Below are 5,114 nucleotides of genomic sequence, written 5' to 3'. Positions count from 1 at the left end.
TTGACCTTATATGCAGTGCTTCCGATGCTCCAGAACACCTACGTCGGCATCAATGGAGTTCATCCTTCGCTGATTGAGGCAGGGACTGGAATGGGGATGACCAAATGGCAGATGATGAAGATGATTCAGCTCCCGATTGCCCGCAGTGTCATCATGGCTGGCGTAAGGCTGGTCGCGGTGCAGACCATTAGTCTTACGACTATTGCGACATACATTGCAGCGGGAGGGCTGGGAGACATCATCACAAGAGGCATTGCCATGATTAACACGGTTACCATTATGGAAGGGGCTATTCCCGTCTCGCTGCTGGTAATCTCCGTCAACTTCATTTTGCTGCTTCTGAACAGGGCGCTTACCCCGAAGGGGTTGCGGCATTTGAATAAATTATAAGCACTTACTTAGGAGAGAGGAGAAGCGATCATGACAACAGCTATCCAAAAAAGATGGAATGTACTAAAAAGAGGAAGGCTGCTTATCACCCTTGGGCTGGTACTGACGACCGTGCTTACTGCAGCCGGCTGCTCCAGTTCCAATGCGTCCGACAGCAAGGATACAATCGTGCTCGCCACGAAAGGATTCGCCGAGTCGGATATTTTGGCTAACGCCTTAAAACTCTTGGTTGAGAATGACACGAAGCTGAAAACAGAGATCAAGAAGCTGGACAACACGCTGCTCTGGAATGCCATTGACTCGGGAGATGTGGATGTCTATGTAGAGTACAGCGGGACAGCGTTGATCAATATTTTGAAGCTGGAGCCGGAATTTGATGCAGACAAAGCGTTTAAAACAGTCGTAACCCAGCTCAAGGAAAAGAACAAGCTGATTGCACTCGACCCACTGGGTTTCAACAACACCTATGTCTTTGCCGTACGCAGGGAAACCGCTGAGAAGTATGGGTTAAAGACAGCTTCACAGCTTGCCGAGAAATCGGGTGAACTGGTTTTCGGAGCGAGTGAGGAGTTTCTGGTCCGCCCGGATGCCTGGCCTTATGTAGAAAGCATCTACAAGCCAAAGTTCAAGGAGACGAAGTCCATTCAGGACAGTTCCTTGCGGTACCAGGCAATCAAACAAAAGCTGATTGATGTGATTCTCCCGTATTCGACGGACAGCCAAATCCTGGCGAATGACCTCGTAGCCCTGGAGGACGACAAGCATGTGTTTGTTCCGTATGATGCTTTTCCGGTTGTACGTGAGCAGACGTTGGATGAGCATCCAGAGTTGAAAGAAACCCTCAACAAGCTGGCAGGAAAACTTGATGAAACGGCTATGCAGAAGCTGAATGCTGAGGTGGAGCAAGATCAGAAACCAGCAATCGATGTGGCGCGGGAATGGCTGAAAGCCCAGGGACTGATCAAGTAAGTTTTTTTATGATGGGTCAGCGGCCTGGTGATTACATTACTTAACAACGAGTTGATAAGAAAGGGTGACATTTTATGAGCAATGGCAAACGGCAGCTTGCGCTGGGGGCAATGATGTTTTTTCCGGCGGGTGAGCATATTTCAAGTTGGAGACATCCCGGGTCTGAAGCAGAGGGACTCCTTGATTTCAATTATTACAAAAGAATTGCGCAGACGGCGGAGCGTGGAAGATTCGACATGTTCTTCTACGCCGATGAACTGTACGTCTGGGATCGATTCGAATCCGGTATTAGCCATGCCAATAGCATTCGGCCGGAGCCGTTCACACTGCTTTCCGCTTTGGCGGCGGTAACGTCTCATATTGGTTTGGCGGCGACCATCTCGACGACCTATAACGATCCGTATCATATTGCCCGGAAGCTGGCGACGCTGGATCATTTCAGTGGCGGGCGAGCCGCGTGGAATATTGTGACGTCTCAGACGGACGAAGAGGCCCGGAACTTCGGTAAGGAACGCCATCTGCAGCATGAGCTGCGATATGAACGTGCGAAAGAATTTGTAGAGGCAACGCAGGGGCTTTGGGACAGTTGGGAAGAGGATGCATTGCTGTTCGACAAGGAAAGTGGGTATTTTGCAGACAAGAACAAGCTGCACAATCTGGATTACGAAGGTACTCATTTTAAAGTAAAAGGACCCCTCAATATCACCCGCCCACCACAAGGGTATCCTGTTTTGATCCAAGCCGGAGCTTCGGAAGCTGGAAAAGAAGTTGCCGCCGCAACAGCCGAAATTGTATTTGCCCCTGGCGGCTCATTCTCCGAAGGGAAGGCGTTGTATGAAGACATCAAGGGAAGGCTTGCCAAATATGGCCGTTCTCCCGATGAAATTAAAATATTGCCTGCCTTAATGCCCATTATTGGGGCTACTGTGGAAGAGGCGGCGGAGCGGCTTGCTATTGTCGAGAATCTTACTCCTGACCGACTTGCGCTAGATTTGCTTTCACATTACATCGGGGTTGACGTTTCTGGTTATCCGCTGCATGAACCACTGCCTTTCCTGCCTGAAGAAGAAGGATTTAACCAGAGCAAAAGCGGTATACAGCGCATCCGGCGCATCCTGAAGGAGGAAGATTTGACGCTGATTCAGCTTGCCAAACGGATCGTAAACAAGCGAGCATTTGCCGGAACTCCCGAGCAGATCGCTGATCATATCGAGGAATGGTTCAACCATGGTGCAGCCGATGGATTCAATATTGCTTTTACACACCTGCCTGGAGCTCTGGATGATTTTGTAGCAGAGGTAGTACCTATTCTTCAGCACAGAGGTTTGTTACGGCTGGAATATGAAGGGACTACACTGAGGGACCACTTTGGACTAAGTAAACCGAAAAACCGCTATTCACAAGACAAGATTTCTTTAGGAACGACGCAAAGATAATTCAACAACCAAGTATAAATAACTCCAAAGTAATGAGCGAGCAGAAGACAGAAAGCGAGGAGTGGCTGTGAAAAAGATTACTGCTGAAAGAGGAGGCGTACTGCGATGCAAAGGCTGGCGTCAGGAAGCGCTACTACGCATGCTGGAGAACGTGCTGGAGAACGGCGAGAACCAGAAGGAGCTGATCGTGTATGCCTCCCTTGGAAAGGCTGCGCGTAACTGGCCTTCTTATCTGGCGATTGTCGATACCTTAAAGCAATTGGAGGAAGACGAGACACTGGTCATTCAGTCAGGCAAGCCAATTGGTGTATTCAAAACCCATCGGCAAGCACCACTAGTCGTGATGGCAAACTGTAATCTGGTTGGCCGATGGGCGACCAGTGAAAATTTCTATGACTTGCAAGACAAAGGACTGATTATTTGGGGTGGTCTTACCGCGGCTGCCTGGCAATATATCGGTTCACAGGGTGTCATTCAGGGAACTTATGAAATTTTCCAAAGTATCGCTCGGATACACTTCGGTGGCAACTTGCGGGGACGTTTCATTCTGACCGCAGGCTTGGGCGGTATGGGAGGCGCACAGCCTTTAGCCGGTTATATGGCCAATGCGGCAATCCTTTGTGTGGAGGTTGCGGAGGAGAGGATAGACAAACGAATGGCTGCCGGTTATTTACAGCGGAAGACAGATAGCCTGGATGAAGCATTGCTATGGATTGATGAAGCTGTAAGCAACGGCAAAAGCCTGTCCGTCGGACTGCTTGGAAATGCAGCGGATGTCTATCCCGAATTGCTTCGCAGGGGCGTCCAGCCGGATATAGTGACTGACCAGACATCAGCACATGATTTGTTATACGGGTATATCCCAAGCGGGTATTCACCTGAATCCGCTGGTGTCGCGAGACGAGAACATCCGACCAAGCTTCAGGCTGCTGCCGGAGCTTCAATCGCGAATGAGGTGAAGGCGATGCTGGAATTCAAGAAACGGGGAGCGGTCGTTTTTGACAATGGCAACAATATCCGTTCACAGGCAGTGCAATATGGAGTTACGAATGCTTTTGAGATCGATATATTTACGGAAGCTTTTCTTCGTCCCCTTTTTGCGCGGGCTATCGGACCTTTCCGCTGGATCGCTCTTAGCGGTGAAGCAGAGGATATCCGAATCATTGACGATTATATCCTGAAAGAATTCAGTGATAATGACATCGTGTCCAATTGGATCAAACTCGCGAATACGTATGTGCCGTTTGAGGGATTACCAGCCCGTATAGGCTGGTTTGGGCATAAAGACCGCAGCAAACTGGCACTCGCGGTTAACCAATTGGTTCGCGAAGGAAAACTTGCAGGACCAGTCGCCTTCTCCCGGGATCATCTGGATGCAGCGGCGATGGCTCATCCCAACATTATGACCGAGCGGATGAAGGACGGAAGCGATGCAATTTCCGACTGGCCGTTGTTGAATGCCATGCTTAATTGTTCTTCCATGGCTGATCTGGTGGCGATTCATTCCGGCGGAGGGGGCTATTCCGGTTATATGACAAGTGCGGGCGTCACCATTGTAGCCGACGGATCAGAGGAAAGTGATACTCGTCTTCGTACAGCGCTTGACAATGATACTGGTCTTGGCGTACTCCGTTATGCGGATGCTGGTTACGAGCAATCGTTGGCCGAGGTTAGAACAAAGGGGATTGCCCGAATTGATACCCATCGATATGAAACCATTTCATCCACTGTGAAATAACATCCGGTAATGGACCAAAAGAATTTTCAACCAGGAGGAGATTTTATGCGGGAATTAACAAGGGATGATGTAAACGCTGCTGTCAAAGGCGGCTCTGTATTTGCCAGCGGCGGTGGAGGCTGGGTGGATCATGGACTGGAGATCGGACACGCGGCACTGAGCATCGGACGACCGAAGCTCCTGTCAGTAGATGAACTGCCGGATGACGCCATTATATTGACATGTACCGCAATCGGGGCCCCAGCTGGACGAGACTGGCAAATGCTCGGAAAGGACTACATTAAGGCCGTTCAGCTAATTATCGAAAACTATGATGGTAAAATAGCCGGGGTCATGACTCCGCAGAATGGCATGTCCAGCACCATTAACGGCTGGCTGCCGGCAGCAGCCCTTGGTCTTGCTGTTATTGATGCCACTGGAGATATCCGCGCACATCCGACAGGGAAGATGGGCTCACTTGGCCTCGCGTCTTCTATTGATTACGAGACGATACAGGCAGTGGCTGGCGGTAAACCAGAGATCGGCAGCTACATGGAACTTGTGGTTAAGGGAACTCCGGCACGGACCTCCAATATACTGCG

5 protein-coding genes are annotated in these 5,114 nt (G+C 50.1%); all 5 read left to right on the top strand.

Annotated features, from left to right (window positions below; all coding sequences use genetic code 11):
* The coding region (locus AMS66_RS19120; protein WP_144424540.1) for an ABC transporter permease at positions 1-390 on the top strand (390 nt) is incomplete at its 5' end.
* A gap of 30 nt (positions 391-420) precedes the next feature.
* A complete protein-coding gene (locus AMS66_RS19115; protein ID WP_053782311.1) occupies positions 421-1,359 on the top strand; it encodes an ABC transporter substrate-binding protein in 939 nt (312 codons plus the stop codon).
* Between the two features lie 74 nt (positions 1,360-1,433).
* Positions 1,434-2,795: an LLM class flavin-dependent oxidoreductase gene (locus AMS66_RS19110; protein WP_053782310.1), complete on the top strand. Its 1,362-nt coding sequence runs from the start codon at positions 1,434-1,436 to the stop codon at positions 2,793-2,795.
* Positions 2,796-2,862: 67 nt separating this feature from the next.
* Entirely contained in the window at positions 2,863-4,533 is a 1,671-nt protein-coding gene (locus AMS66_RS19105) for a urocanate hydratase (protein ID WP_053782309.1), read from the top strand.
* A 45-nt stretch (positions 4,534-4,578) separates the two neighbouring features.
* Positions 4,579-5,114, top strand: a 536-nt coding sequence (locus AMS66_RS33940) for an S-methyl thiohydantoin desulfurase domain-containing protein (RefSeq protein WP_236703516.1), incomplete at its 3' end; no start/stop codon positions are given.

Source organism: Paenibacillus xylanivorans (genome assembly GCF_001280595.1).
GTDB lineage: Bacteria > Bacillota > Bacilli > Paenibacillales > Paenibacillaceae > Paenibacillus > Paenibacillus xylanivorans.
The sequence above is the reverse complement of the archived record's forward strand: the minus strand, read 5'-3'. Positions and strand labels throughout refer to the sequence as shown.

Excerpts from the sequence above, each read along its gene's own strand:
- AMS66_RS19115 (WP_053782311.1), top strand. The coding sequence starts at position 421 with ATGACAACAGCTATCCAAAAAAGATGGAATGTACTAAAAAGAGGAAGG.
- AMS66_RS19110 (WP_053782310.1), top strand. The coding sequence starts at position 1,434 with ATGAGCAATGGCAAACGGCAGCTTGCGCTGGGGGCAATGATGTTTTTT.